The organism is Paenibacillus sp. R-74696, from assembly GCF_055814915.1.
This window is the reverse complement of record NZ_JBPULM010000050.1, coordinates 399302-423880: the sequence shown is the minus strand read 5'-3', so window position 1 is coordinate 423880 and position 24579 is coordinate 399302. Positions and strand designations below refer to the sequence as shown.

The 24579-nt window shown below is 48.8% G+C and carries 28 protein-coding genes; 22 read left to right on the top strand and 6 right to left on the bottom strand.

Going from position 1 to position 24579, the window contains the following annotated elements:
* The first annotated feature begins 75 nt into the window (after positions 1-75).
* Positions 76-372 carry a hypothetical protein gene (locus tag ACSR9A_RS30400; protein WP_473762258.1) on the top strand — a complete coding sequence of 99 codons (297 nt, stop codon included), beginning with the start codon at positions 76-78 and terminating at the stop codon, positions 370-372.
* Here the strand turns inward: ACSR9A_RS30400 and gerQ are convergent.
* A complete protein-coding gene (gene gerQ, locus ACSR9A_RS30395) occupies positions 359-922 on the bottom strand; it encodes a spore coat protein GerQ (protein ID WP_473762256.1) in 564 nt (187 codons plus the stop codon). The genes ACSR9A_RS30400 and gerQ overlap by 14 nt on opposite strands.
* A 53-nt stretch (positions 923-975) precedes the next feature.
* On the bottom strand, positions 976-1398 hold the full coding sequence (locus tag ACSR9A_RS30390; RefSeq protein ID WP_473762254.1) for a cell wall hydrolase: 423 nt from the start codon (positions 1396-1398) through the stop codon (positions 976-978).
* Between the two features lie 414 nt (positions 1399-1812).
* Between ACSR9A_RS30390 and cyoE the strand changes: the two genes are divergently transcribed.
* Genes cyoE through ACSR9A_RS30375 form a run of 3 tightly spaced genes read left to right on the top strand, consistent with a single transcriptional unit; the run spans position 1813 to position 4321 of the window.
* Positions 1813-2712 carry a heme o synthase gene (cyoE, locus tag ACSR9A_RS30385; protein WP_473762388.1) on the top strand — a complete coding sequence of 300 codons (900 nt, stop codon included), beginning with the start codon at positions 1813-1815 and terminating at the stop codon, positions 2710-2712.
* A gap of 41 nt (positions 2713-2753) precedes the next feature.
* The gene (locus ACSR9A_RS30380; RefSeq protein WP_341281521.1) at positions 2754-3374 is read left to right on the top strand and encodes an SCO family protein; all 621 of its coding nucleotides are present in this window, start codon (positions 2754-2756) and stop codon (positions 3372-3374) included.
* A 2-nt stretch (positions 3375-3376) separates the two neighbouring features.
* Complete coding sequence (locus ACSR9A_RS30375; protein WP_473762252.1) at positions 3377-4321, top strand: AEC family transporter; 945 nt, start codon at positions 3377-3379, stop codon at positions 4319-4321.
* Here the strand turns inward: ACSR9A_RS30375 and ACSR9A_RS30370 are convergent.
* The gene (locus tag ACSR9A_RS30370; protein WP_473762386.1) at positions 4318-4674 is read right to left on the bottom strand and encodes a ribonuclease M5; all 357 of its coding nucleotides are present in this window, start codon (positions 4672-4674) and stop codon (positions 4318-4320) included. The two genes, ACSR9A_RS30375 and ACSR9A_RS30370, sit on opposite strands and share 4 nt — an antisense overlap.
* 66 nt (positions 4675-4740) lie before the next feature.
* Positions 4741-5907 carry an MFS transporter gene (locus ACSR9A_RS30365; protein ID WP_473762250.1) on the bottom strand — a complete coding sequence of 389 codons (1167 nt, stop codon included), beginning with the start codon at positions 5905-5907 and terminating at the stop codon, positions 4741-4743.
* 227 nt (positions 5908-6134) lie between these two features.
* On the opposite strand from ACSR9A_RS30365, the gene ACSR9A_RS30360 reads away from it, so the two are divergent.
* The 17 genes from ACSR9A_RS30360 (at position 6135) to ACSR9A_RS30280 (ending at position 22711) form a co-directional block, all read left to right on the top strand.
* The gene (locus ACSR9A_RS30360; protein ID WP_473762248.1) at positions 6135-6596 is read left to right on the top strand and encodes a hypothetical protein; all 462 of its coding nucleotides are present in this window, start codon (positions 6135-6137) and stop codon (positions 6594-6596) included.
* Between the two features lie 53 nt (positions 6597-6649).
* Positions 6650-7828, top strand: a complete 1179-nt coding sequence (locus ACSR9A_RS30355) for a transglutaminase domain-containing protein (RefSeq protein ID WP_473762246.1) — start codon at positions 6650-6652, stop codon at positions 7826-7828.
* 132 nt (positions 7829-7960) lie between these two features.
* On the top strand, positions 7961-10021 hold the full coding sequence (locus tag ACSR9A_RS30350) for a peptidoglycan D,D-transpeptidase FtsI family protein (RefSeq protein WP_473762244.1): 2061 nt from the start codon (positions 7961-7963) through the stop codon (positions 10019-10021).
* A gap of 195 nt (positions 10022-10216) precedes the next feature.
* Positions 10217-11185, top strand: coding sequence for a metal ABC transporter solute-binding protein, Zn/Mn family (locus ACSR9A_RS30345; RefSeq protein ID WP_473762242.1), 969 nt, complete (start codon positions 10217-10219; stop codon positions 11183-11185).
* A 28-nt stretch (positions 11186-11213) separates the two neighbouring features.
* Positions 11214-11993 carry a metal ABC transporter ATP-binding protein gene (locus tag ACSR9A_RS30340; protein WP_341281528.1) on the top strand — a complete coding sequence of 260 codons (780 nt, stop codon included), beginning with the start codon at positions 11214-11216 and terminating at the stop codon, positions 11991-11993.
* Positions 11994-12000: 7 nt separating this feature from the next.
* On the top strand, positions 12001-12939 hold the full coding sequence (locus tag ACSR9A_RS30335; RefSeq protein WP_473762239.1) for a metal ABC transporter permease: 939 nt from the start codon (positions 12001-12003) through the stop codon (positions 12937-12939).
* Positions 12936-13808, top strand: coding sequence for a metal ABC transporter permease (locus ACSR9A_RS30330; RefSeq protein WP_473762237.1), 873 nt, complete (start codon positions 12936-12938; stop codon positions 13806-13808). Before ACSR9A_RS30335 ends, ACSR9A_RS30330 begins: the two co-directional genes overlap by 4 nt.
* A gap of 188 nt (positions 13809-13996) precedes the next feature.
* Complete coding sequence (locus tag ACSR9A_RS30325; protein WP_473762235.1) at positions 13997-14749, top strand: Cof-type HAD-IIB family hydrolase; 753 nt, start codon at positions 13997-13999, stop codon at positions 14747-14749.
* Between the two features lie 7 nt (positions 14750-14756).
* Complete coding sequence (locus ACSR9A_RS30320) at positions 14757-15239, top strand: DUF456 domain-containing protein (RefSeq protein WP_338554993.1); 483 nt, start codon at positions 14757-14759, stop codon at positions 15237-15239.
* 3 nt (positions 15240-15242) lie between these two features.
* Positions 15243-15488: a hypothetical protein gene (locus tag ACSR9A_RS30315; RefSeq protein ID WP_473762233.1), complete on the top strand. Its 246-nt coding sequence runs from the start codon at positions 15243-15245 to the stop codon at positions 15486-15488.
* 65 nt (positions 15489-15553) lie between these two features.
* Entirely contained in the window at positions 15554-16276 is a 723-nt protein-coding gene (locus ACSR9A_RS30310) for a ThuA domain-containing protein (RefSeq protein WP_473762231.1), read from the top strand.
* 30 nt (positions 16277-16306) lie between these two features.
* On the top strand, positions 16307-17968 hold the full coding sequence (locus ACSR9A_RS30305) for a putative polysaccharide biosynthesis protein (RefSeq protein ID WP_473762229.1): 1662 nt from the start codon (positions 16307-16309) through the stop codon (positions 17966-17968).
* A 139-nt stretch (positions 17969-18107) separates the two neighbouring features.
* Positions 18108-19706 carry a copper amine oxidase N-terminal domain-containing protein gene (locus tag ACSR9A_RS30300; RefSeq protein WP_473762226.1) on the top strand — a complete coding sequence of 533 codons (1599 nt, stop codon included), beginning with the start codon at positions 18108-18110 and terminating at the stop codon, positions 19704-19706.
* A 17-nt stretch (positions 19707-19723) separates the two neighbouring features.
* Entirely contained in the window at positions 19724-20074 is a 351-nt protein-coding gene (locus ACSR9A_RS30295; RefSeq protein ID WP_473762224.1) for a thioredoxin family protein, read from the top strand.
* 167 nt (positions 20075-20241) lie between these two features.
* Complete coding sequence (locus ACSR9A_RS30290; protein WP_473762221.1) at positions 20242-21168, top strand: COX15/CtaA family protein; 927 nt, start codon at positions 20242-20244, stop codon at positions 21166-21168.
* 25 nt (positions 21169-21193) lie between these two features.
* On the top strand, positions 21194-21901 hold the full coding sequence (locus ACSR9A_RS30285; protein WP_473762220.1) for a Cthe_2314 family HEPN domain-containing protein: 708 nt from the start codon (positions 21194-21196) through the stop codon (positions 21899-21901).
* Between the two features lie 36 nt (positions 21902-21937).
* The gene (locus ACSR9A_RS30280) at positions 21938-22711 is read left to right on the top strand and encodes an SDR family oxidoreductase (protein ID WP_473762385.1); all 774 of its coding nucleotides are present in this window, start codon (positions 21938-21940) and stop codon (positions 22709-22711) included.
* Between the two features lie 111 nt (positions 22712-22822).
* Here the strand turns inward: ACSR9A_RS30280 and ACSR9A_RS30275 are convergent, their stop codons facing one another.
* Entirely contained in the window at positions 22823-23068 is a 246-nt protein-coding gene (locus tag ACSR9A_RS30275) for a NifU family protein (RefSeq protein WP_338555000.1), read from the bottom strand.
* An 85-nt stretch (positions 23069-23153) separates the two neighbouring features.
* Here ACSR9A_RS30275 and ACSR9A_RS30270 point away from each other — a divergent pair, with 85 nt between their 5' ends.
* The gene (locus ACSR9A_RS30270; protein ID WP_056039283.1) at positions 23154-23426 is read left to right on the top strand and encodes a YuzB family protein; all 273 of its coding nucleotides are present in this window, start codon (positions 23154-23156) and stop codon (positions 23424-23426) included.
* Here the strand turns inward: ACSR9A_RS30270 and ACSR9A_RS30265 are convergent.
* Positions 23423-24490, bottom strand: coding sequence for an NAD(P)/FAD-dependent oxidoreductase (locus ACSR9A_RS30265; protein WP_341281539.1), 1068 nt, complete (start codon positions 24488-24490; stop codon positions 23423-23425). The two genes, ACSR9A_RS30270 and ACSR9A_RS30265, sit on opposite strands and share 4 nt — an antisense overlap.
* Positions 24491-24579: the final 89 nt, after the last annotated feature.

The window sequence follows — 24579 nt, the reverse complement described above, 5'->3', positions numbered from 1 at the left end:
TCCGTATACGGTAGTATCGACGGCTGAAAGCTGATTTATGAAGGAGAGTAAAGGAAATGAAAAGGGGATGTATTGATGTATATTTGCTTTGCGGAATATCGCATTAAAACAGAAAATAAAAACGAGTATTTACATTATGTAGAGCAAATGAAAGCAGCTCATTCCGCACTCCATGTTTATGAAGGAACAGATCAGCCGGATTTATTCGTTGAGGTGTGGCAGGCAGAAAGCTTGGAGGAGGCGGAGGAAATAAAAAAAGAACGCCTGAATGAGCGTTCTTCTTGGCGCCAGATGGCCGTTTGGGTGCCGGGCGGCGCGGCAAAGGTGCATGTGTGGACGTTTAAGCCAATAGATATGGCTAATCGCGGCTAGTATTAAGCGGTGTAACGTTTGTAATCATGCCGCCTTGAAATGGATACTCATAATTGATTGGACCATCAAAGGTGACATAATCCAGATTAATGGAAAGAAGCAGGTAGCGCATGCCTGTTGTTGGATCGCTAATAATAATGTGGTCGCGTCCTGCAGCCTCTATAATGCCGCGGAATGTTTTGGCGTTCCACTCACGGTTGTTCTCATATGTCATGTAGAAGGTAGCCATTTTGCCACGGTTAAGCCGTAAAATATTTTCTACGTATGATTCCTCTACGATTGGAACAGTAACCACATTGCCGCCTGATGGGGTTACGAAGGAGCCGCTCGGGACGTTAACCGGCATCGGCTGCATCGCTTGCATGCCCGCTACCTGCTGCATGCCAGGCATTTGGCCCCCCATCATCGGCTGCATCATTGCCGGCATCGGCATCGGCATCGGCATCGGCGTTGGCATTGGCATTGGCTGCCCGCCCATCGGATGAGGATAGCCATAGCCCCCTGTATTTGCTGGACTAACCGCTGTTTTGTAACCATAACCATTCGTCATTTGAAATTCCTCGCTTTCCAAATAAAAAATCATTTGTTACATTTTCTTTGATGCTAATAAACACTTGGACAATTAGCCTGGGTAGGAACGAAGAAGCAGTGGGCTTTGAAGCGGCCGCTGTTCGACTGATTGTACCAGGTGCCAGGACAGCCAGCAGCGGGGCGGAAAAACCAAAGCGCATTTGACGCTGGATGCTGCCGTTCGCCTTTAATGACGCGTTCGGCGAGTCGGATGTCGCGATCGCGCGCTTTTTGATAGAAATAGCCTTTCTGGGTCGCCTCAAAGCCGCCGGGGCTTTGAAACACCATCTGCGGAATGGAGCGAATATTCCTAAAGTCGAGGCAATTGCCTAGTACGCGGTTGACACCAACATTGCCAACCATCAACATGCCGAGCTCACCATCCCCCTCCGCTTCTGCGCGCATCAGTCTTGCCAGCATTTTCGTATCCTCTGCACTTGTCTTGATGACTGCCACAGGCAGGCTCCTTTCAACCCTCAATGATGCTCCACCAAATAATAGGCGAATGATCATGGGCGTTAAACTACATACTTAGTGTATTGTGAGCCCAGAGAAAGGTTCCAAAATTATTTTCGCTTTTTGAAATATAAGCATTTATAAGTTTTACACCTATAAATACACTTATATTTCTCGGACTGAAACGCGCTGCGCCGCCAAAGGACGGCGATAGCCGTTTCACCTTGAAATATAAGCATTTATAAGTTTCACACGTATAAATAGGCTTATATTTCTCCGAAAAAGCTCTTCGCACGTCCCAGAAGGACGACGAAGTCGTTTTTGCTTGAGTGGCAAATTGATGAACAATAAGCTTGAGCGTTGTCATAACGTGGTTTTTTCTGTATGATTAAGAACGATTGACCAATGAAATGTATGGGCGCTACCTGCGCCTTGTCACATACTCGGGAGGCTCGCTTCGTGTTTAAGGACTTGATAGCATTGACAAAACCAGGTTTGCTCCGGCTCAATATGTTTGCAGCCGTTGGCGGCTTTTGGGTAGCTTCCAAATGGCAAATTGCTTGGTTTGATCTGATCTGGATGCTGATTGGCTCCACGCTCACGATGGCGTCTGCTTGCGTCATTAATAATTATTGGGATCGTGAGCTGGATCAGAAGATGGAGAGAACGAAAGGGCGAGCTTTGCCGACAGGCCGGATGAAGCCGCTGTTTGTGCTTGGGTACGGGCTTGTGCTCGGCATTATTGGGGAATTGGTGCTGTTTATAGCCGTTAATCCGCTTACGGGCTGGTTAGGGCTTTTGGGCTGGTTCGTATATATCGTTATTTATACGATTTGGTTGAAGCGCAGTTCCACTTGGAGTACGTCGGTGGGTGGAATTTCAGGAGCGATGCCTCCGGTAATCGGTTATTGCGCAGTAACGAATGAAGTGGATGCAGGAGCTTGGCTCATGTTCGCTCTGTTATTTTTATGGCAGCCGGCTCATTTCTGGTCGCTTGGCATTAGACGCGTGGAGGAATATCGCACGGCTGGCTTCCCTCTGTTGCCTGTTGTCAAAGGGATTAGACGGACCAAGCTGCAGATGATTCCTTATGTAGCTCTGCTTATACCTACTTGTTTTCTCATGTTTTATTATGGCTACACGGGGTATGTTTTTCTAGTGTTGTCCGTTGCAGGAAGTGTATTGTGGGCGGTTCACACGATTCGCGGCCTGAAGGCGAAGGATACGGAAAAATGGGCAAAAACGAATTTTCTTATCTCAGTCAACTATTTAATGGTTGTATTCATTGTAATGATCGTTAATACGGTGAAATAACGCGTCATTTTGGGACAAGTTTCATGGGGGGAATGGGGAAAATGGATTTTTTGAAAAAGCATAGCTTCAAAATTGCTGTGCTGGCACTTTGCCTGGGGATGGGCATTTATTTATTAATGACCAATGTTTTCAAACCGGAAACGCCAATGCCGGTTCTGCAAGAAGCGCCAGCCTTCGAGCTGACGGATTTGGACGGCAATAAAGTGACGAAGGAGTCGACGAACGGCAAAGCAAGATTAGTGTATTTTTATTTTGCCAATTGCCCGGACGTGTGTCCGCCGACGACATTCCTATTGTCTCAGGTACAGGAAGGCTTGGAGAAGGAGGGCATACTGGGAACGGATGCCGAAATGATCTCGATTACGTTCGATCCTGAGCGTGATACAACGGAGGTTATTAAGGCGTTCGCGGAGCGCAATTATGCCAAGCTGGATCAGGGCTGGCTGTTTTTGCGGGGGAATGATCCAGAGGGAGCCATCAAGCTGTCTCAGGATTTTGGAGCGAGCGTCATTAAGGATAAAGAAGGAACCGGCTTTACACATATGAATGTGATTACTCTAGTGGACAAAACAGGCCAAATCCGCAAGTGGATTTCCGCAAGCAATGAGGAATTGACGCCGGAAAGCATCGTTGCTGACATGAAGCGGCTTGCCAAGGAATAGCGATGGCTATCTTTTATCATATTTTATGGAGTAACGTTGCGCCGCTTACATTGATGATAGCTATCGGCTTCTCAATGCAGCGGCTTTTTTCTTTGGATATCAAAACCTTGTCTAAGCTGAATTTTTATGTTTTTTCGCCGGCTGTCATTTTTCAACTGCTGCGTACGACAGAGCTTGAAATGAGCCTCATTTGGAAGGTGCTGCTGTTTGTCGTTATCTTCATGCTGCTGCAGGCTATAGCAGTAGAAATCGTTGTGAAAATGCGAGGGCTGCAGGGAGGCATGCGCGGCTCCATGCGCAACAGCGTGCTGTTCTATAATAGTGCCAATTACGGCATACCGCTCAATCAGCTGGCGTTTGCTGGGAATCCCATGACGCTGGCGGTACAAATATTGGTCATGACGACGCAGTCTTTTTTGCCGAATACGTATGGCATCTACAGCGTGAACGCCCATAAGCTGTCATGGCGGGATACGCTGAAGACGATTTTTTCTATGCCGATCATTTATGTCATTCCGCTTGCATTTCTACTAAAAGGTCTGGACGTAGATTTGCCGCAGCCGCTGCAGACGCCAATTGAATATTTGGCAAACGGATTTATTGGGACAGCGCTTATTACGCTCGGTGTCCAGCTCGGCAGCATGAAGTGGCAGTTTAACAAGCGTCTGCTGGGCAATGTGCTGCTGTCGAATGGGCTTCGGCTAATAGGGGGCCCGCTGCTGGCAGCTCTTGCTATTTGGCTGATCAGCGCAACAGGGCTGTTCGTATTCGATAAGCTGACGACTGCGGCGCTAATCGTGTCGGCCTCGGTGCCTACCTCGCTGAGCAGCGTGCTGCTGGCTGTGGAATTCGACAATGAGCCGGAGTTTGCTTCTCAGGCGGTGTTTTTGTCAACGGTATTCAGCATTGTGACGGTATCGTTCGTTATTTTTATACTTCATATTTAATCTTGCGGGGTAGGAGCGGGAGGAGGATACAGAATATGTTCCTCTAATCCCGCTTTTTCCAATTGGGCGATGACGTATTCCTCAGGGGTATGCTCTACACCTGAATACCCGCGCCTCGTATAAATATGCTCGGCATCAGGGAACACATCGCGCAGCATGCCCCGAATACGTTTGCCAGACGAATCATTGTCTGTGAAAATATAAACGTCACGCTCGGCGATTTGCTTGCGCAGCTTCTCAAGCTGCTCGGTTCCGGGAGTGCCGTATGTACAATAGATCGGAATGCTTTCGTCCAGCACGCGCCTGACACGGCTTTTATCATTTTTTCCTTCTACAATAATCGCAATGTCTATCATGCTGATCACCTTGTTTTTTTTACATTCAGTGTATCAAATTACAAGGGGAAAAGCTTGCGGACGTCATGATGAGAAATGGGTTCGCGTGACGAGCGGGCTGCGGCGGTGGAAAGGGAGAATCGACACAGCGAGCATCAAAGCGAGAAAGGCGATATAATACGGCGACATATAGTCGCGCAGTTGACCGGCAAGCATTGGCCCGAGGAAGGCGCCAATCGAATAGGCAATGGATAGAGCGGAAAAGGTGCGGCCATAGCGTGCGCCTCCACTTAGCTCAATAAGCAAGATTGAAATCGCGGGAATGACGATGCCTTTTGCCATGCCTACCATCAGCAGCATAACGGCGAAGGGCAGCGGCGAATCAGCGGCGATGCTGAAATAAATCAAAGCCAGCGCGAGCGCTCCCCATAAAGTACGGCGATAGGCGGAGAAGCGGTTGAGAAACAGCATGCTGAGCGTAATTAGGGCGCCGATGCTGACAACTGAAAAAAGCAAGCCCGTCGTCATCATGCCAGCGGTCGTTGTCGCCATGAGCGGCAGCTCGAAGGATAATATGCCCTGCGCGCAGCTGATGCCGACCGGCAATACATAAATGAGCCAGGATACGGACTTCGAATCGGCAGGCGCCGAGGAAGCCAGCTTTTGGGGCTGTATTCCGGCAGGAGTGACAGGGACGGCTGCTGCCGGGATATCGCGGATGAAAAACAGCGCGCATATCGCAGTAACGATTAAAATCCAGCCCAGCATATAAAACGCGGTGGTGAAGCCGATTTTGGCCACCATATAAGCGCCGACTGCTGGCGAAATGACGGTTGCCAGCGTATGAACGAGCCCGTTGCCGGCCATAAGCTTGCCCTGCTCGGTACGGTTGCTCGTCATACGGGCAAGCAAGGCCAGGCATGCCGGCGAGAGAAATGCGAGCACGAAGCCGCTAATAGAGCGAAGGACGAGCAGCTGCCAAGGATTCGTCACCCCCGCTTGAAACAAGAGGATGACCCCTGCTCCAAGCAAGCTGAAGACGATAAACAGCCTGCTGCCAAAGCGGTCAACGCCATAGCCGGCAATGAGGTTGCCAGGCAGATGCGTAATGGAGTACATACCCATCATCAGCCCGATGAACGAGGGCGCTGCGCCAAGCGAGATGGCGAAAGGCGTCAAAATAGGATATTGCGCATGCAAATCAAAAAAGGCGACGAACAGAAAAAAATAGAGCCAGATGGCGGTTTTCATCAGGCTTCACCTCCAAATTGTTATCAGCCTAACAGGGAGCGTATGGATGACGGCAGCGCCAAATCCATTCATAGGCCATGCCCCTGAGCCATATAATTTACTTGTACGCCAAGGTCGGACAGGATATGTCTGTATAAAGCAAGGTGCCTAGCGTTTACGCTGGATTACAGCTGGGGTATAATGTTTGATAATAGCAGTGTCCGCACGTTATAATAGGAGGGGTCAGGTTGGAGTTTCTGGATTTTACAAGTTATGATTGGAATACTTGGAGCGATTTTCTGAAGGAGCATTGGTTTGTGCTCGCGATTGCTCTTGTTGTGCTGCTGCTTATTATCCGTATCGTCAAAACCGTTGTGAAATGGGCTTTGGTCGCCGTTATCGTGTTTGGCGTTATCGTCTACAGCGGGTATACGATGGAGGATTTGAAGGCATTTGGCACGAAGCTGGAGGAAACAACCGGAAGCCTTAAGCAGGAAGCCATTTCGGCTATGATCGGCGAAGCGAAGAACGCCAAGTTTACGACGAATGAAGACGGCTCCTATACCGTTGCGACAGATAGCGTAGCGCTGACTGGGGTGCCGGGAACGAATGAGGTTTCCGTATCTTATCGTGGAAATGATTTATTCAAATTGCAAATTGACGAGACGATTCAATCCATTATTGATCAAGCCAAACAAAACAAACAATAAGCACTTTTACTATAAATAATGTTTTTGAGCAATGAATGAGGGGGATTACGGGAATGACGGAATGGATTCAGACAGGCAGCCAAAGTATGATGGAGCCTGTCACAGCTGCCGTTCTCCTGGTGCTCCTTGTCTCGCTCATTCAGGGTTTGATTAGGGGCGCATCGGGATCGGCGAGGCGCCTTTTCTTTTTTGTGTGGGAAAGTATCGTCATCGTGGCTTGTCTTGTCCTCGCTTCGCATTGGGCGGGCAAGCTTTCGCCTGTTGCAGCGGATATGCTGAGGAAGCATGTTATAGTCCCTAGCAGAGCGCTGGGATCGATTGAGCAGGCGTGGTACACATTGATAACGAGTATAAGGGATTTTGCACTGCTGCGTTATGTGCTGCTGTTTCTGCTCATTTATATGCTGCTGCGCGTTGCTGCCTCTGGGCTTAACCCGTTGTTTGAGCTCATATTTAGGCGAAAGGTTCACGTAGACGGGGATGGTCGCCAGCAGGAGCGGCGGATGGCTCTCCCAAGGCAGCGGGCGGCAAGCCGCGCTTTTGGGGCATTGTTAGGCGGTATTCATGGAGCAGGCCGAGCTTTCATATTCATTGCTGTTCTGTTCGTGTATGTGTCCTTGCTGCCGAATGGCGTTGGAGCACAGATGATTAAGCAATCGCCTCTGTATACGCAGGCTGCTGTACTGCTGGAACCGGTGGCGGGCGATATGCTCGCTGGACGCGGGCATGTAATGGCCGAGGCGATGCAGGCGGAATTCCAAAATATTTTACAGCGAAAATATGAAGTGATCGATTATGCCATTCCTGCAGATATTGAGCAGGCGGCGGTGCAGGTTGTTAAGGATGCAGTGACGGATGAGGCGAAAGCAAGGGCGCTGTATGCGTGGCTAGGTACGCGAATTGCCTATGATTGGGACAAGGCCCGCAATTACGAGGAGCAGGGCATTTGGCAGGAGCAAACTCCGCAAAACACATTTGATACGCGAAAAGGTGTTTGCATCGATGTTGCGAGATTGTATGACATGATGGCGCGAGCTGTAGACATCGAGGTGCGGGTCGTAACGGGGCTTGGCGCAGATGGGAAGGGCGGCTTTGGCCCCCATGCGTGGAATGAAGTGCGTATAGAGGGAAAATGGCTGCCGCTGGATGCAACTTGGGCTTCATCGGGCGATTGGTTTAATTCGCCTGACTTTGAGCAGACGCATATTCGGGATAAGCAGCTAAGCATTTAATTTAAAATATAAGCATTTATAAGTTTTACACCTATAAATACGCTTATATTTCTCGGACTGAAACGAGCTGCACCGCCAGAGGACAAGGGCAGCCGTTTCACCTTGTATATTTAATTTATAATTGAGGTGAGCATGTTGACGGATGATCCACAGAAAAGGGAAATTAATAATAAACGCCATTTTTCCTTTCGCCTGAACTTATTTTTCTTTATCGTCTTCGGTTTGTTTAGCGTACTGATTATTCAATTGGCTATTTTGCAGTTTGTAGAAGGGCCGACGCTTAGTGCGGCGGGCAGCAAGAAAAGCACACGGAATGTGAAAATCGCGCCGATTCGCGGCAATATTTACGACTCTGAAGGGAAAGCGATTGCCTATTCCACTTCGACGCAGACGCTTTACTTCAGCATTCCACCGAATTATAAAACGGAAGATCTGAAGAAGCTTGCTACAGAGGAAGCAACCAGACTCGTTAAGGTGTTTGACGAATACGGAGATCCAGCTTTGAAAATGACGGTGGAAGATGTCATTATGCAGATGGATTTAGGGTTTAGGCTCAATACCATTTCAACACCGAGACGTATTAAAACGGGGCTGACGAATGAGGAAATTGCTTATTTTCTCGGCAATAAAAGCAGCTTTGTTGGTCTAGATATTATGGAGGAAAGCGTGCGTCACTATAGTCAGGATACGACGGCGGTTCAACTGGTCGGGTACTTGAAGAAATTTAAGGGTGTACGCGAAAACTTGGATTTTTATGGGGAAAAGGCACAGGAAAAAGACCCGCAGCTCCAATATTTGGAGGATGAAGAGGTTGGGTTTGACGGACTCGAGCTATTGTACCAGGATATATTGCGTGGCAAAAACGGGCTGAAGAGCTATCCGGTCAACAATCAGGAGGTTATCGTCGGCCCTGTACAAATTACGAATCCAGAAAAAGGCGATGACCTTTACCTGACGATTAATCGGGGCGTGCAGCAAACATCAGAGCAGGCCATTATGGATCAGATTAGAAAAATCAGCACTTCATCCATATCTGCTGAACGTGCGCCTTATGCAAAAATCGGCTTTGCAGTTGCGATGGAAGTGGAGACAGGCAAAGTAGTCGCAATGGCTAGTATGCCGGATTATGATCCGAACATTTGGGCTGGCGGCAGCATTAGCCAGAAGGATTATGACAACATTGAGAATGTTGTTAATAATGGAACGATTACGGAAATCTATCCGAAATACGATTCAGATGAGGAGCGTAAAAGCCATCCATCTTCACTCGTTCCACCAGGATCGACGCTCAAGCCGCTTTCCGTTTTAATTGGTCTAAATGAAGGCTTGTTTACAACAGAATCTACTTACAACGATACAGGCGTATTCAGATTTGGTAAAGCTGGTCATGAGGTTCCGATTGGAAATGCTGGCGGTCACGTCTATGGAACGCTTGATCCTGCTAAAGCTATTGAGAAATCCTCCAACCCCTTTATGGCTTCGATGATCGGCAGCAGGCTGAACCAAAAATATCCGGGTATCGAGGGTATTAATGTCTGGGACAAATATATGAAGGAGTTTGGACTAGGCGTTTCTACCGAAAGCGGACTTCGCATGGAGAAAAAGGGAAGCGTCGATTATTACCATGAGTTTGAGACGGCAAGTGCGCAATCCGCACTCATTCGTGCCTCGTTCGGCCAACAGGCTCGTTATACCGCCTTGCAGTTGGTACAGTACGTAACGATGCTTGCTAATCATGGCAAGCGGATGAAGCCGCAATTTGTCAATGAGATTAAAGATTCCGAAGGCAAGGTTGTGCAAGCCTTTGAGCCAGTGGTGCTCAATACGGTCGATCTCCCTGATGCTTACTGGAAAGAAATTGAGACAGGAATGGGAAAAGTAAAAGTGCAAGGTTTCGATGGCGTAAGCTATACCTTTAATCGTAAAACAGGGACAGCGCAATCGTCCGTTAAAGGCAGAACGGCGGATAACGGTGTATTTATCGCTTATGCCCCTGCTGAAAATCCCAAGCTCGCAGTTGCTGTCATTATGCCGGACGGCGGTTTTGGCGGCTGGGCGGCAGCGCCGGTTGCCCGTAAAATTTTTGATGCCTATGATTATGAAGTTGGCCTAAACGGCGTTCCAGGAAAGGCAAAGGATGTCGCGGCTACGACGGATACAGAAGCTGAAGGTACGGAAACAAAGGTGCAATAACCTAGTTAAATAGCTTATTCTATAAGGCCTTTTCAACAGCGCTGCTGATTGGAGAGGTCTTTTTTTAAAAAAAATGTTGCACTAGAGAAACTTTTTTGTATAATATAAACAAAGAGGCGCTTAGCTAACTTACATTCGCATAGGCAAAATAAATCAAAGCAATGAAAACAAATAGATGGGCAGGGGATTGGACTAATGAAGAAGAAGCGTAAAATGAATTCGGCGTTGAAGAGGTTAATTATGACGTTAATGTTTTTGGCTTTATCCGCAATTGTATTGGCAGGCTGTACAAGCGGCAGTGGCAGCGAGACAGCAAACGAAGATGGAAAATTAAAAATCACGGCGACGACCGGAATGATCGCTAATGTAGCGTCAGAGGTTGGTGGAGACGATGTTGCAGTAACAGGACTTATGGGGTCGGGTATCGACCCCCATTTATACAAAGCATCTCAGGGTGATGTAAAGAAGCTGGATCAGGCTGATATTATTTTTTATAACGGCTTGCATCTGGAAGGGAAAATGGGGGAGATGTTCGAGAAGCTGGAGAAGCAAAAGCCAACAGTGGCAGTCTCCTCGCAAATTCCAGAATCGGAGCTGCATGGCAATCCAAGCGGCGACTCCACAACACATGATCCCCATATCTGGTTCAATGTTAAGCTGTGGATGTCTGCAACTGAGGTTATACGCGATACGCTAGTGGAGAAAGACCCAGCGAACGAGGCGGGCTACAAGGAGCGGGCGGAGGCTTACCTAGCGAAGCTTGAGGAGCTTGATCAATATGCAAGAGAGCAAATCGCGACGATTCCTGAAAAAGGCAGAATTCTCGTAACGGCGCATGACGCCTTCGGATATTTTGGCGCAGCTTATGGCCTAGAGGTCACAGGCTTGCAGGGGATGAATACGATGTCTGAGTATGGGTCGAAGGATGTAAGCGAGCTGAGAGATTTTCTCGTTGAAAAACAAATCAAAGCGGTGTTCATCGAATCCAGCGTGCCGCGCAAATCCATCGATTCCGTTATCGAGGGTGCTCGCCAATTGGGGCATGAAGTGACAATCGGCGGCGAATTGTTTTCTGACGCGATGGGCGATCCCGGAACGGTAGAAGGTACTTATATCGGTATGGTTAAACATAACGTAGATACAATTGTAAATGCACTCAAATAACAAGACGCAGTGAGAGGCGATGGCTACTATGAAAAATCATTTAAAAACGGCAGCTCCTTTGACAATTGAAGGCTTAAGCGTAGCTTACCAGAAAAAACCGGTGCTGCGCAGCGTATCTTTCTCCGTAGCAGAAGGGGAGCTGATCGGCGTAATCGGGCCCAACGGAGCGGGCAAGTCTACGCTGATGAAAGCGGCGCTCGGCCTCATTCCTCGCCTCAGCGGAGAAGTGCTGATCTATGGCAAGCCGTACCGCCAGCAGCGCAGGCTGATCGGATATGTGCCGCAGCGCGAGTCGGTCGATTGGGATTTCCCAACGAATGCGCTGGATGTGGTCATGATGGGCCGTTACGGCCATCTGGGCCTGTTCGGCCGCCCGGGAGCAAAGGAACGCAGGCTGGCGATGGAATGCTTGGCGAAGGTCGGCATGGCGGATTTCGCCACAAGGCAAATTAGTCAGCTGTCTGGCGGCCAGCAGCAGCGGGTATTTCTGGCTCGTGCGCTCGTGCAGGACGCTCAGCTGTATTTCATGGATGAGCCGTTCGCAGGTGTCGATGCTGCAACCGAGAAGGCGATTATTACGCTGCTGCAAGAGCTGAAGCGGCAGGGCAAAACGGTTATCGTCGTCCATCATGATTTGGCGACGGTCGAGGAATATTTTGATTCTGTTCTGCTGCTCAATGTGGAGCTTCAGGCATATGGCAAAACCGAGCAAGTATTTACACAGCAAATGCTCCAGCAAACCTATGGCGGGCGGCTTGCCTTTCTAGAGCGTGGCGGAAATGCCCGGCTTGCTGTCACGAAAGGGTGAGGCTGAGATGGAAACGTTGTGGAGACTGCTTCAAGATCCGAACATGCAATGGATTTTTCTAAGCTGCACGCTGCTTGGCTTAAGCAGTGGCGTCATCGGCAGCTTCTCCTATTTGCGCAAGCAAAGCTTGATGGGCGATACGCTGGCTCATGCGGCGCTGCCTGGGATTTGTATTGCTTTTATGCTGACGGGCACAAAATCGCTGCTGTTTTTTCTGCTTGGAGCAGGGGCAGCTGGCCTTGTCGCTACGTTCGGCATCGGCTGGATTACGCGAAATTCGCGGATTAAGCATGATGCGGCAATGGGGATTGTGTTATCCAGCTTTTTTGGCTTCGGCATCGTATTATTAACGATTATCCAGCATGGCGAATACGGCAATCAATCGGGACTGGATAAGTTTTTATTCGGTCAGGCGGCCGCAATGGTTGGCTCCGATGTACTTACGATGTCGATTGTGAGTTTATCGCTCATCGCGATCTGTACGTTATTTTTCAAGCAATTCAAGCTTGTATCCTTCGATCCCGGCTTTGCGCGCGGACTTGGCTATCCGGTGGCTCTAATTGAGCAACTGCTTATGTTTTTGATGGTAGTAGCTGTAGTCGTGGGCATTCAAGCGGTCGGTGTTGTGCTGGTGGCCGCGCTGATTATTACGCCGGCGGTGTCGGCTCGTTATTGGACGGATAAGCTTGGCTTTATGGTTGTTATCTCTGGCTTGTTCGGCGCTTTGAGCGGCGGAATCGGCACGATTATTAGCTCGCTTGGCTCGAATTTGCCAACGGGTCCGCTGACTGTGCTTGCGGCAACGGCATTATTTTTAATTTCGATATTGTTTGGTCCTCGTAGAGGTCTGCTCGCAAAACGGCTGCTGCGGCTCAAAGTGGCACGGAGCTTCCATGAGGAGCAGGGTCATAAGGAACGGCAGCTAAAGGGGGGAGCGACGCTATGAGCGATTTTTGGATATTGCTGACAGGCTCGCTTGTCGCCAGCTGCTGCGGCATACTGGGAGCTTTTCTCGTTTTGCGAAAAATGGCGATGATCGGCGATGCGATCAGCCACTCGGTAATGCCGGGTATCGTTATTGCTTTTCTGATCAGTGGTTCGCGTGATTCACTCGTTATGATGCTAGCGGCTATGGCTTGCGGTTTGCTTGCTGTATTCCTTATCCAGCTGTTTCAGCAAAGCGGCATTCAATCGGATGCGTCCATTGGCGTTGTTTTTACTGCGATGTTTGCTACTGGGGTGCTGCTGGTGAGCCTGTATGCCCGCCAGGTGCATCTCGATCAGGATGCGATTTTATATGGAGAAATTGCCTATGTGCACTGGAATACGTGGACGCTGAACGGCGTCAGTATGGGACCGATAGCGGTATGGCTGCTTGGCATTACGTTAACGGTCATTTTAGTCGTCATTGGGCTGTTCTATAAGCAGTTCAAGCTATGCGCCTTTGATCCAGCGCTTGCGGCTGCCTGTGGCATTCCCGTTGCTTTGTTCCATTATTTATTGATGGGGCTCGTGTCGATGGCGACGGTCAGCTCCTTCGAGAGCGTAGGGGCGATCCTCGTAGTTGGGCTGCTGGTTATTCCTGCTGCGACCGCCTATTTATTAACGGAGCGGCTGAGCGTCATGATCGCTTTGAGCGCAGGTGTGGGCATTGCCAGCACATTCATTGGTTATGGCGTGGCGACTGTGCTAGATGCCTCGATTGCAGGCTGTATCGTTAGTGCTGCTGGCGTGCTGTTCATCTTGGCCCTGCTGTTCTCGCCTAGCCATGGCGTCATCTGGAAAAAATGGCGTTTGCGCCGTTTAGCCCAATAATACGCGATATGCGAACTTTTCTTGTGCTGCGTTTCATCGCGCAGCAGTAATGAAGGCCAACCGGAAATTTGCGGTTGGTCTTTATTTTTTTGAAGTGGAGCAGGATCGTTTGGCTTACGCCCAAAATATGATAAAATGGCTGTATTGCATCAAGATATGATGTTATGCAGCAAATGCAGGAGGTAACGATGGCAGATTATAAATTAGTAGCACTCGATATGGACGGGACGCTGCTGAATGAACTGAGTGAAATTAGCGATGAAAATGCGTTGTGGATTAGAAAGGCGCTTGATGCCGGTGTAACGGTTAGTTTTTCGACGGGACGCGGCTTCCGCAGTGCCTTGCCGTTTGCCGAGCAATTGCAGCTTGAAACGCCGATGATTACGGTAAATGGTGGCGAGATCTGGAAGAAGCCTCATGTGCTGCACCGCAGAGCGCTGCTTGATCCGGTATATGTAGAGCGGCTTCATAAAATTGCGCAGAAGCACGCAGGCACCTGGTTTTGGGCATACAGCACGAAGGACATTTACAATTTGGAAAAATGGATTGCGCCAGCGGATGATTATGAAGCCCATCATTGGCTGAAGTTCGGTTACTACACCGAAGATGCTGTCGTACTTAAGAAGATTTATGAGGAAGTTAGCGAGTGGGATGCGCTAGAAATTACGAATTCCTCGACGAGCAACTGGGAGATGAATCCAAAAGGCGTTACCAAAGCATCCGCGCTGAGCGAGCTTTGTGAAGTCATGGGTATTGACATGTCGCAGGTCGTTGCAGTTGGAGACAGCTTGAACGATATAGCCGCTATTCGCGATGCAGGACTTGGCGTTGCTATGGGCAATGCCCAAGATGCTGTGAAGGAAGCGGCTGACGTTATTACACTGTCGAATAATGAGCATGGCGTTGCCGAAATTATTAAGAAATATGTACTGAAGGGATGAAAACGGCTTGGACATCTTAGGCTGGTCTCTCGTTATCATTTTATTTATTGTCGGCATGGCGGGTACGGTGTATCCGATATTGCCGGGGGCGCTTGCCATTTACGCCGCGTTTTTTGCTTATGGCCTGTGTATTACCTTTGAGCCGTTCGGCTGGGTCTTTTGGACACTGCAAACGCTCATCGTCGTTGTCTTGTTCGTAGCGGATTATGCGGTCAGCGCCTGGGGCGTCAAGCGATTTGGCGGCTCTAAGGCCTCTATAATCGGCAGTACCATCGGCCTTATATTGGGACCATTCGTTATTCCAGCTTTCGGTCTCATTATCGGCCCATTCGTGGGCGCGGTCATCGGCGAGTTTTTCGTCGTTCAGGAGTGGAAGCATGCTGCGAAGGTAGGTATCGGCTCGCTTGTCGGGCTGCTGACTAGTGTGGTGGTGAAGGTTGTTTTGCAGTCCATCATGATTGTGCTCTTTATTGTTTGGCTGGTTGTGTAAAGGATGATTGATGAAAATAGTGCTGCGCTGCGTAAAAGATTTGGTTTTCGATCGCTGTTGCCCCAGAAATTTTTGAATATATCCGCTCAGCGGTATAATTTCTGGGGCAAAGGCGAACGCTCCGCTTCTCAAATCCAAACCTTTTACTCCGCTCCGCCTTTTTCATCAACTACCTTCTCCACAAAAAAGCTCGGACAATCCTTCGCTTTTTACAGTGAAAACCTTAAGACCGTAAGCCTGAAAACCTGAGAGCAGACAACATGGTCAACAACGTTTTGAAATCGTTTTATTATATTTGGGGGAGCTGAGAATCGATGATTAAAGTGACGGTCTGGAATGAGTTTTTGCATGAGAAGGTGCACGAAGAGGTGCTGCGCGTTTATCCGGATGGCATACATAACGCTCTAGCAGCAGGCATCGCCACCGATTCATTTGAAATCGCTACAGCTACGCTTGATCAGCCAGAGCACGGGCTGACCGAAGAACGCCTGAACAATACAGATGTCCTGATCTGGTGGGGACATATGGGCCATGATCAAGTCGAGGATGCGATTGTCGAACGTGTGCATGGGCGCGTCATGCAAGGCATGGGACTCATTGTATTGCATTCCGGTCATTTTTCGAAAATTTTCAAAAAACTAATGGGCACCGGCTGCGATTTGAAATGGCGCGAAGCAGGTGAGAAGGAACGTATCTGGACCGTGAATCCGGCCCATCCAATTGCTGCAGGCTTGCCGGAGTACATTACAATTGAGCATGAGGAAATGTACGGCGAGCATTTCGATATTCCCGCACCGGATGAGCTCATCTTTTTAAGCTGGTTCGAGGGCGGCGAGGTGTTCCGCAGCGGCTGCACCTTCTACCGCGGCCAAGGGAAGATTTTTTACTTCCGACCAGGTCACGAAACATATCCAACCTATTACAATGAACAAGTGCTGCAAGTAATTAAAAATGCGGTTCATTGGGCAAAGCCTTCGGGTGCTGGAGTACCCGTCCGCGGCAATCACCAGCCGCTTGAGCCACTCGCTAAACCATAATCCTGCATTCGAAAGAGAGACATACCCGCTATGAAGAAGGATTCACTTATTAAAGGAACATTGATTTTAGCCATGGCCGCACTGGTCGCCCGCATGCTTGGTATTTTCCAGCGGGTGCCGCTGGAGCATATGCTGAGCAAAGAAGGCTTGGCGAGTTTTACCGTCTCTAATAATCTATATTTAACCTTACTTATTGTAGCAACAGGGGGCATCCCGAGTGCCATTAGTAAAATGGTGTCCGAGCGTTATGCGCTTGGCCGCCAGCAGGAAGCGCAGCGCATTTATAAGGCGGCGCTTTTGTTCGGTCTGGTAACAGGACTAATCTTGTCTACTTTGTTGTATGTTTTTGCACCACAGCTGGCAGCATCTCAAGATTTGCCTGACGCAGTATTCGCCATTCGGGCGATAGCACCAACGCTGCTCTTGTTTCCTCTAATCGCCATGATGCGCGGTTATTTTCAAGGGCGCCAGCTGATGATGGCGGGCGGGTTATCGCAAATTATGGAGCAAATTATGCGCGTTATTGTCGGTGTCGGCTTGGCGATTCTTGTACTCGCCTGGGGCTGGGGTGACCAGATGGGAGCAGCGGCAGCGTCCTTCGGTAACTTTTTCGGAGCGATAGGCGCTATTGCGGTGATGGTGTGGTACGCAGTCAAGCTGCGCCGGACGGACAAGCTCGAACTGGACAAAATGTCAGCAGGCAGCGAGGCTGCTCAAACGGTTGCTTTACAAAAAGCCGAGGCCTCACGTATTCCGTATCGCGCTATTTACCGGGAAATATTTTCGATTTCCATCCCGATTGTCGTTACGGCTATAACGGTTCAACTCATGTATATGGTTGATAATTACTTGCTCATGAAATTGCGGGCGGGCGTTTACAGCTATAATCAGGCAGTCGAGGTATTGGCTGATTTCGGGGGGAAGGCGCAATCCATTGCCGGTATTCCACCGATTTTGGCAATAGCGCTAAGTACTTCAATTATTCCGGTCATATCTTCTGCTTTTTCCGTGCGGAATATGTCAGAGGTTAATCGCCAAACGTCGCTCGTTATGCGTATTGTACTGTTTACAGGCATTCCAGCGGCACTGACGCTTGCTGTTCTAGCCTATTCGGTTACGGGACTGCTGTTCACAGGACCGCAAGGCAGCGGCATTGTGGCGGCTTTGACAGCAGGTACGATTTTTCAAGCGACGATGATGATCAGCAATTCGGTATTATTCGGGCTTGGCAGACCGCGGTTAGCGATGTACAACACATTAATTGGTATTGGGCTCAAGCTGCTGGGCAGCTTCGTATTAGCTCCGATATTCGGTATTTATGGGCTTATTGCCGCATCCACGCTTTGTTTTATTTTTATTACTTGGTTTAATTTGCAATCCATTCGCAGCTATGTGCAATTCAACGTGCTTGGCCGTCGCTGGGTGCCTTATTTTGCAGCGGTACTCATTTCGATGGCAGCAGGCTGGGGAGTGGACAAAGGCCTCAGATGGCTGCTTGAAGGCTTTGCATTGCCCGATAGGCTGGCCTATCTGATTTCTCTCATTGCTGCTGGCATCGTTATTGGCGGTTTGTATTTGGGTCTGCTCATCTTGCTGCGCGTCGTGACAGCGGAGGATGTCAAAACATTCCCTGGACCGCTTCGCAAGCTGTTTGCCAAGCTGTTCAGGCTGACTGGCCGTGCTGCGGTGTAAGCTTCATTTAAAATATAGGAAAGCATATGAATTTTTCATCCGTTCTCTTATTTCCATACATTTACACCGATCTTAGGCTCATGTACAATGAAGAGGATTTTATTCATTTTTAATTTGTTGGCGAGAGGGGTTACGTACATTGAAAAAGCTGGGGAGCATAAAAAAAGGGGTCGCCTTGCTGCTGGCCTTGGTGCTTGTGTTTGTTGCGGGCTGTCAGGCTATTAGCGGTGTCGATCTGAATAAGGCGATTACGAACTCGCTTAAGGTTACTTCTTATGAGGGCGAGCAAACGTTGTCGCTGCAATTAAATTTGAGTGAAGAAGATCTTGAATATATGGACGAAGATGAACTCGCGATTATGAAATTGATCAACAGTGCAAAGCTTGAGCTGACAAATATCAAGGTACAGGATGACACACATGTATCTTACAGCGGCAAGCTTCTGCTGGCTGACACGATTTCCATTGGCTTTTCACTCAAAATGTCCGATACAACGGCGGTCGTAGAAATTGAAGGGGCGAAGCAGCCCTTTGCTCTGGACATGAGCGAAGCGGGCTTGCCTTCCTTAATGGGCGTTTCTGGCGCGATTGGACAGTCCGTAACGGGTGGTCCGGCAGACGCCTCGCTCGTTGAGCTGGGAAAAGAAATTATCGATGTCATAAGCGGCTATTTTATTAATAATCTGCCTAATCCCGATCAAATTTCAGTAAATGCGGTGCAGGAAACGATTAATGGCCAATCGGTATCCTTGATGAAAGTTCATACGGAGCTGGATGGCCCGGCTATTTGGACATGGATTAAAAAATATGTCGATGTTCTTGTAAGCGACCGTGCTGGTCTGGACAATATGGTTAAAGGGTTTGTTGAAGTGCTTTCCAGCCATCCAGAAGTATGGGAAGCAATTGGTGAAGTAAATCCTTTTGACCAACCGGTTGTGCTGGATGGGCCTACACAAGAGGATACGATTAAAGAAATGGCAGACAGCCTTGCAGAAGAGCTTGCATACTTGCAGGAGGAAATGCTAGCAATGGAGCAAGAGGAGGACGGCCTTCTCCTCGATTCTGTATTTAATAAGGCTACGACGCTGAAAACAGACGTTTATGTGGACAGCAAGTTGGACATACGCAAGCAAGTAGTAGAGGCAAGCATTACGCTTGGCGATACCGAGCCCGAGACGCAAATGAGCATCGTTATTCGCTCCGAGAGCCAAAAATGGAATGTGAATGAAGCGGTGAAGGCAGATGCTCCAGTCGTAAGCGAGAATGCCATTAATCTGGATGATATGTACGGCCTGAACGGCTACGAAACGCTGCAATGGTTTGACAAAAGCTCCTATGCTTATGATCTGTTAAAAAATACGTTTCATGTGGGCGTTCAGACGGTAGAGCTTTATACACAGGATTATGGCAATCCGCCAATTATAACTCCTTCGAATATTACGCTTGTGCCTTTGCGTGATGTGGCGGAGCAGCTTGGCGCTACGATTTCCTATAATAAGAAAACGAAGCAGCTGACGCTATTCGATAAGGCGACTGATACAACGATTATGGTGAAAAGCGGCAGCGATACCGCCATCGTAAACGGCAAGTCGGTGAAATGGTCTTATCCGGCAACGACTGTAAGCGGAACGGTTTATGTTTCAGCCCGCAATCTTGCGAAGTCGCTTGGCGCATCTTTGAAATGGGAATCTTATTACGACTCAGAGAAATATTTAGTCATTGAACGTGAAGTTGGATAAGAAGGAGGAATTAGCAAATGCTTAAATTAACGACAGATGCTTCCTTTCGGGAAGCTGTGCAGGCCGATGAACTGACGGTTATCGTATTCAAAACAACGTGGTGCAAGGATTGCCATTATATTGAGCCATTTATGCCGGAGCTTGAGCAGCAGTATGCGGGCAAAGTGGTTTTTTACGAAATTGACCGCGATGATTTGCCAGATTTGTCATCTGAGCTGAACATTCTCGGCATTCCAAGCTTCCTTGCTTTTCGCAAAGGGCAGGAAGTTGTGCGGTTCGTTAATAAGCTTCGGAAGTCGCGTGAGGAGATCGAACAGTTTGTGGATCGCGCCTTGCAAGTATCCGATGCTTTGGCGGAAAACCAATAAGCACAATTTGCAAAGTCCGTGCGGCACCGTCGCACGGATTTTTTTATGGTCACAGAAGCATCATAATTAGAGCGTTGATGGACAAGTGTCACATTTTCAACATGGCTTTTGGCATATTTTATGGCTATAATGAGTGGTAATTCAAACGAAAAAAGGTGATTGTACGAATGGTTTCAAGCCGTTTTCGCAAATTTTCAGTTGCAACATCTCTAGGCATGCTAATCATACTGCTGAACGGTGCATTGGTCACGAACATGGATGCTGGCAGAGGCTGTGGAGATGACTGGCCATTATGCCATGGAAAATTTATACCAGCCTATACATTAGAATCGCTTATCGAATACACGCATAGGCTTACAACGGGTATTGAAGGACTTTTGGTCGTAGGGATGTTTATTGCGTCAATTATTTTGTTTAGACGAGACAAAATCGTCTATAAACAGCCGCTTGTATTCGCAAGCAGCTCCTTGTTTTTCACAATTGTTCAAGCACTGATGGGGGCTGCTGCTGTAAAATGGCCGCAATCTCCATGGGTGATGGCGATTCATTTTGGCATATCGCTTATGGCATTTGCTTCTACCCTGCTGCTCGTTTTATGGGCATATCGCAATCGGGATGGACAAGCGGTCGAATTTTCAGTGCCAAGATCTGTTTTTCCACGTCTTTTGGGGCTGGCGGTATATATTTACGTTGTTATATATTTAGGCGCTTATATTCGTCATACCGATTCCGGCGGCGGCTGTCTGGACTGGCCGTTATGCAACGGGAAAGTCATTCCTGATTTTGAAGGAGCCGAGACGATTGTATTCATTCACCGCATAGGTGCCGTTATATTGTCTCTTGCGATTGCTGGCGTATACCTGCATATTCGCAGGAAAAGTGGCGCAAATGGGGGACTGGCTCCCATGGCTAAGCTCGCGCTCATTCTCGTGCTGACGCAAGTGTTAAGTGGAGCTCTGCTCACATTGACGATTACAAATTCAAATTGGTTTGTTTTTACAAATTTATTGCATAATCTCATTGTTAGTGCACTATTCGGCGTTATAATGGATATGTTGGTGCGTTCTTGGAGGCTGCGGGAAGGCGCTAGATAGCCTAGAGGGGACGGAGGCACACAAGATGTTGCGATTTCTGTTTGACGAGCCAGAACGGGCATTAGAGGGACGACACGGTGAAACGGTGCGTTTAATGGAGCAGTTTATATCGCAGCTTCATAGCAAGGTGGAGGCGGGCAAGGATGTAGATCATAAGCTTCGTACGTATGAGATCTGGACACGCGGTTTAATTTCTTCCTTGAATGAGCTGGAGCAGAGCCATTATGCAACGCTTCGCTTCAAGCAGAAAATCAAATCCAGCTCAGTCAGCCAAATGCAATCCGATGAGTATCTTATGTACCAGCGTTATGTTTATTTTGACAAAAATGCGTTCATTCGCGTTTTCGCTTTGCTTGATAAAATAGGCATTTTGCTGAACGATTTGCTCGCCATGAAGACAGAGCGGATTAAACCGCATTTTTCCTATTTTACGGTGCTGCGGAATATGCGCGAGCGCGGTGTTCATCGACCGCTGACAGGCGGCCTTGATGAGGTCAAAAGCTTAACGCAGGAGCCGATGGCACGCCTGCGGAAACGGCGCAATGCAGAAATCCATTATATGAATTCCGAAATGCTTGATGATCTTGTGCAAAGCCATAAAGGCTATGGACTTGAAGTAAAGCTAGAAAACATCATGGCGCAGTCACAAGACCTGGCGGCTGGAGTAGCAATGGTGACCGATACTTTATACCTTACGTTCCAGTACGCTTGCGGTTATATACGAAAAAGATAATTGATTCGTAATCGCAGGGAGGAAGCACTGTTGGAGTTGAACGGGAAAACGGCGCTTGTTACAGGGAGCGCCAAAGGTCTTGGCAAAAGAACGGCAATCGAGCTTGCTAAGCAGGGCAGTCATATCGTCATTAATTATTTTAAGAGCGAGCAGGAAGCTCAGCAAACGAAAAAAGAAATCGAACAACTAGGAGTAAGCGCTACCATTGTGCAGGCTGATCTTTCAACGATGGAGGGCGCGACGAAGCTGGCTGATGAAGCGGCAAGCTGGAGGGGCGGCATCGACATTTTGGTCAACAATGCGGGACCGTTTGTTAGGGAGCGGCGGCTGTTTGCCGACTATGATTTTGCCGACATATCGGACATGCTTAACAGCAATTTACTCAGCGTCATGCTGCTGGACCACAAGCTGCTTTCAGGCATGCGCAGCCGTGGCTGGGGCAGAATTATTCATTTTGGGTTTGGCCACGCGGGAGAAGCGCGGGCTTGGCCCCACCGAGCCGTATATGCGGCTGCCAAAACCGGTCTCGTTTCCTTTACGAAATCGCTTGCCGTTGAAGAAGCAGCTTATGGCATTACCGTGAATATGATTGGTCCTGGAGACATTCGCGGGGCGAACAAGGAGCGGACGATTGCCGAGGTGGAAGGCCAGGAGGATGCGGAATCACCGCTTGGCCGGCCCGGAACAGGTGAAGATGTTGCACGGGTAATCACCTTTCTATGTGAACGGCGGTCGGATTTTTTAACGGGGAATATTATTAATGTCACGGGCGGATTTGATCCGATTCGTCCTAATATTAAAGGTTTGTGAACCGAGCATATACAAGTGCCTGCCCGCAGCTGAATAGAACATGCAAACAGCGAAAGCCCGGTAGTCCTCAGAGGACACCGGGCTTTCGCTATAGCCTGCTTTAGCGTACGCTTAGAATACTTGAACGACTTCGACTACGCCTTCAACCTCTTCAAGCAGTGCGCGCTCAATACCAGCTTTAAGCGTGATTGTGGAGCTCGGGCAGCTGCCGCATGCTCCCATCAGGCGAAGCTTAATGATACCGCCCTCAACGTCAACGAGCTCGACGTCTCCTCCGTCGCGCTGCAGGAACGGACGCAATTTATCCAGTACGTCCAATACTTCATCGTACATTGTGCTTTGTGCTTGTTCACTCATTGCAATCATCTCCTTTCTGTCTTATTATAGTACAAAGTCGTGCAATTGAAAATGGATACCTACAGCAAGGTAAGGTGTAAAGCTTATGTTTAAGACAATGATTGAATATTGTACAAGCAATGCCCACCATGGAACCGTGGACATTATGCAGAAATTCGAGCAAGAGGATCTCTACGAAATCACAGAATATGGCTGTCTAGGCAACTGCGGCGAATGCTACTTAAAGCCGTTTGCCCTCGTCGAGGGGGAAATTGTCGCCGCCGATACCATTGATGAATTATATGGCAAAATTCATGAAGCTATTATTCGCCAAGAGACCGATCGTGACGCGCTTGACAAGCTGCTGGACGATCTTTAACCGAAGTGGCGCTTGGACCGCCATAAAATGCCGCTTTTTACGAGGCGGGGTACACGGCCCATAAGCGGTGTGCCGCCCATAATGCCAAAGCCGCTCTTTTTGCCGAGCGAACCGAGAACGCCCTTGAGCTTGATTTTGCCAAGCCGGGGCGTTTTGTCATGCCAAATGGCCTGCATGACTTCAGCGATTTGCTTGCCTTGCGCGCCAGCCGCCTGTCCGCTTGGGGAGAAGGGCAGTGAAGCACAATCTCCGACGATGAACACGCCGCTGTGGGAAGGAAGCTGATGGTGCTCATCAATAATCAGCCTACCTTGATTATCCTTCGGCAAGTCCAGACGCTGTACGATTGGCACCGGCTGAATGCCTGCCGTCCATACCGTTACATCGCTCAGCAGCGACTTGCTGGAATTGTGATCGTGCAGGACGCCCTGTTCAAGCTTGCAAAGGGAAACATTGCCGAGCATTTCAACTTGGTGGCCTTTAAACCATTCTGCGACAAACAATTGCAGCTTGCCTGGGAAAGCAGACATGACGCCTGCACCGCGGTCAATAATGCGAATGTTTAAATCCGGACGGCTTTCACGCAGCTCGGCAGCTACTTCAACGCCGCTGAGACCGCCGCCTACGATTGAGACCTGTCCATAAGGCTTGACGTCATTAAGCTGTTGATACGTTTTACGTGCGGCAGAAAACGTTTGAATGCTCGTAGAGAACGCCTCTGCCCCTTCAATGCCATGGTATTTATCCGTACAGCCAAGACCGATAACGAGCCAGTCGTAGGAGATCGGGTCTTGCTGCTCCAGATAGACCAGCTTATTATCGAGATCAAGATTGTCAACCTCGCCATAAACCGTGCTCACGCGCGAGTCTGTCGGGAACTTGACGCGCAGCTCCAGGTCGGACACGGTTCCGGCAGCGAGAGCATAATATTCTGTCTTCAGGCCTTGGAACGGCATGCGGTCAATTAGAACGATGGATACATCAAGTGGAATATGCTTCTCAATCAGTTCTTCAACAATCGCCAGGCCGCCATAGCCGCCACCTAAAATTACTAATTTTCTCATTTACGCCTCAACCCCGCATTATTATTAATCTGATCAGTCATGGATGCTGCAAGGGTGTGCATGTGCATGTAAACCGGAAGCAAATCCTG

What these genes read in the sequence shown, in the direction of transcription:
- ACSR9A_RS30340 (WP_341281528.1), top strand. Translation starts at nt 11,214, where the DNA reads ATGAAAAATCATTTAAAAACGGCAGCTCCTTTGACAATTGAAGGCTTA.
- ACSR9A_RS30325 (WP_473762235.1), top strand. Translation starts at nt 13,997, where the DNA reads ATGGCAGATTATAAATTAGTAGCACTCGATATGGACGGGACGCTGCTG.
- ACSR9A_RS30275 (WP_338555000.1), bottom strand. Translation starts at nt 23,068, where the DNA reads ATGAGTGAACAAGCACAAAGCACAATGTACGATGAAGTATTGGACGTA.
- ACSR9A_RS30375 (WP_473762252.1), top strand. Translation starts at nt 3,377, where the DNA reads ATGGCTATCTTTTATCATATTTTATGGAGTAACGTTGCGCCGCTTACA.
- ACSR9A_RS30305 (WP_473762229.1), top strand. Translation starts at nt 16,307, where the DNA reads ATGAAGAAGGATTCACTTATTAAAGGAACATTGATTTTAGCCATGGCC.
- ACSR9A_RS30265 (WP_341281539.1), bottom strand. Translation starts at nt 24,490, where the DNA reads ATGAGAAAATTAGTAATTTTAGGTGGCGGCTATGGCGGCCTGGCGATT.
- ACSR9A_RS30335 (WP_473762239.1), top strand. Translation starts at nt 12,001, where the DNA reads ATGGAAACGTTGTGGAGACTGCTTCAAGATCCGAACATGCAATGGATT.
- ACSR9A_RS30365 (WP_473762250.1), bottom strand. Translation starts at nt 5,907, where the DNA reads ATGAAAACCGCCATCTGGCTCTATTTTTTTCTGTTCGTCGCCTTTTTT.
- gerQ (WP_473762256.1), bottom strand. Translation starts at nt 922, where the DNA reads ATGACGAATGGTTATGGTTACAAAACAGCGGTTAGTCCAGCAAATACA.
- ACSR9A_RS30315 (WP_473762233.1), top strand. Translation starts at nt 15,243, where the DNA reads ATGATTGATGAAAATAGTGCTGCGCTGCGTAAAAGATTTGGTTTTCGA.
- ACSR9A_RS30310 (WP_473762231.1), top strand. Translation starts at nt 15,554, where the DNA reads ATGATTAAAGTGACGGTCTGGAATGAGTTTTTGCATGAGAAGGTGCAC.
- ACSR9A_RS30330 (WP_473762237.1), top strand. Translation starts at nt 12,936, where the DNA reads ATGAGCGATTTTTGGATATTGCTGACAGGCTCGCTTGTCGCCAGCTGC.
- ACSR9A_RS30290 (WP_473762221.1), top strand. Translation starts at nt 20,242, where the DNA reads ATGGTTTCAAGCCGTTTTCGCAAATTTTCAGTTGCAACATCTCTAGGC.
- ACSR9A_RS30355 (WP_473762246.1), top strand. Translation starts at nt 6,650, where the DNA reads ATGACGGAATGGATTCAGACAGGCAGCCAAAGTATGATGGAGCCTGTC.
- ACSR9A_RS30345 (WP_473762242.1), top strand. Translation starts at nt 10,217, where the DNA reads ATGAAGAAGAAGCGTAAAATGAATTCGGCGTTGAAGAGGTTAATTATG.
- ACSR9A_RS30270 (WP_056039283.1), top strand. Translation starts at nt 23,154, where the DNA reads ATGTTTAAGACAATGATTGAATATTGTACAAGCAATGCCCACCATGGA.
- ACSR9A_RS30400 (WP_473762258.1), top strand. Translation starts at nt 76, where the DNA reads ATGTATATTTGCTTTGCGGAATATCGCATTAAAACAGAAAATAAAAAC.
- ACSR9A_RS30380 (WP_341281521.1), top strand. Translation starts at nt 2,754, where the DNA reads ATGGATTTTTTGAAAAAGCATAGCTTCAAAATTGCTGTGCTGGCACTT.
- ACSR9A_RS30350 (WP_473762244.1), top strand. Translation starts at nt 7,961, where the DNA reads ATGTTGACGGATGATCCACAGAAAAGGGAAATTAATAATAAACGCCAT.
- ACSR9A_RS30295 (WP_473762224.1), top strand. Translation starts at nt 19,724, where the DNA reads ATGCTTAAATTAACGACAGATGCTTCCTTTCGGGAAGCTGTGCAGGCC.
- cyoE (WP_473762388.1), top strand. Translation starts at nt 1,813, where the DNA reads ATGGGCGCTACCTGCGCCTTGTCACATACTCGGGAGGCTCGCTTCGTG.
- ACSR9A_RS30285 (WP_473762220.1), top strand. Translation starts at nt 21,194, where the DNA reads ATGTTGCGATTTCTGTTTGACGAGCCAGAACGGGCATTAGAGGGACGA.